This is a genomic window from Streptomyces sp. 13-12-16 (assembly GCF_002114215.1).
GTDB lineage: Bacteria > Actinomycetota > Actinomycetes > Streptomycetales > Streptomycetaceae > Streptomyces.
The window spans coordinates 1-1,906 of the sequence record NZ_NCTE01000556.1; the positions used below are offsets into that span (position 1 = coordinate 1).

Annotated in this window: 1 protein-coding gene; it reads left to right on the forward strand. The window is 72.1% G+C overall.

Annotated features, from left to right (window positions below):
* The coding region (locus B7767_RS22535) for an Rne/Rng family ribonuclease (RefSeq protein WP_143652587.1) at window positions 1-1,906 on the forward strand (1,906 nt) is incomplete at both ends.

Genomic DNA, 1,906 nt, shown 5'->3' on the forward strand with positions numbered 1-1,906 from the left:
CGAACGCCCTGGTCGACGACCAGGAGGACGACGGCGAGGCCGCCGGTTCGCGCCGGCGCCGTCGCCGCGGTGGCCGTCGCCGCCGGCGTGGTGACTCCGCCGAGGCCGACGTCGAGGGCGGCGAGCCCGCGGACGTCTCCGCCGAGCAGGCCGTCCAGGACGCCGAGGACACCGCCGAGCAGGTCGAGGAGGACGCCGAGGAGGCGGCCGAGCAGGCCGAGGACCGCGAGGACTCCGGGTCCAGCAGCAGCCGGCGCCGTCGTCGCCGTCGCCGCCGCGCCGGTGACGGCGGTGGCGAGGCCGAGGGGACCGCCGACGACCCCGAGCGCACCGCCGTCAAGGTCCGCGAGCCGCGCCCGAAGGCCGAGCCGTCGGACGAGGTGCAGTCCATCAAGGGCTCCACGCGCCTGGAGGCGAAGAAGCAGCGCCGCCGCGAGGGCCGTGAGCAGGGCCGCCGCCGGGTGCCGATCATCACCGAGGCCGAGTTCCTGGCCCGCCGCGAGGCCGTCGAGCGCGTGATGGTGGTCCGCCAGCACGGCGACCGCACGCAGATCGGCGTCCTGGAGGACGACGTGCTCGTCGAGCACTACGTCAACAAGGAGCAGGCGACCTCGTACGTCGGCAACGTCTACCTCGGCAAGGTGCAGAACGTGCTGCCGTCGATGGAGGCCGCCTTCATCGACATCGGCAAGGGCCGCAACGCCGTGCTGTACGCCGGTGAGGTCAACTTCGAGGCGCTCGGCATGTCGGGCGGCCCGCGCCGCATCGAGTCCGCGCTGAAGTCGGGCCAGTCGGTCCTGGTGCAGGTCACCAAGGACCCGATCGGGCACAAGGGCGCCCGCCTCACCAGCCAGGTCTCCCTCCCGGGCCGCTACCTCGTGTACGTCCCCGAGGGCTCGATGACCGGTATCAGCCGCAAGCTGCCCGACACCGAGCGGGCCCGGCTGAAGACCATCCTCAAGAAGGTCGTCCCCGAGGACGCGGGCGTCATCGTGCGCACCGCCGCCGAGGGCGCGAGCGAGGACGAGCTGCGCCGGGACGTCGAGCGGCTCCAGGCGCAGTGGGAGGAGATCAAGAAGAAGTCCAAGAACGGCGGCAGCGCGCCGACGCTGCTGTACGGCGAGCCGGACATGACCGTCCGGGTCGTGCGGGACATCTTCAACGAGGACTTCTCCAAGGTCGTCGTCAGCGGTGACGACGCCTGGGAGACCATCCACGGGTACGTGTCGCACGTGGCACCGGACCTGGCCGGGCGGCTGTCCAGGTGGACCAGCGAGGTCGACGTCTTCGCCACGTACCGGATCGACGAGCAGCTCGCCAAGGCGCTGGACCGCAAGGTGTGGCTGCCCAGCGGCGGTTCGCTGGTGATCGACCGGACCGAGGCGATGGTCGTCGTCGACGTCAACACCGGCAAGTTCACCGGCCAGGGCGGCAACCTGGAGGAGACGGTCACCAGGAACAACCTGGAGGCGGCCGAGGAGATCGTGCGCCAGCTGCGGCTGCGCGACCTCGGCGGCATCATCGTCATCGACTTCATCGACATGGTGCTGGAGTCCAACCGGGACCTGGTGCTGCGCCGCCTCCTCGAGTGCCTGGGCCGCGACCGTACGAAGCACCAGGTCGCCGAGGTGACCTCGCTGGGCCTGGTCCAGATGACCCGCAAGCGGGTCGGCCAGGGCCTGCTGGAGTCGTTCTCGGAGACCTGCGTCCACTGCAACGGGCGCGGTGTCATCGTGCACCTGGACCAGCCCGCGGCCGCCGGCAGCGGCGGCAAGCGCCGGAAGCGGGCGCGGGCCGGTGCGGCGGACCAGCCGCACGAGCACGAGGTGGTCGTGGGCGTGGAGACGGCCGAGCAGGAGGCGGAGACGGAGACGGCGGCCGAGGTCGCCGCCGAGGCCGCCGAGCC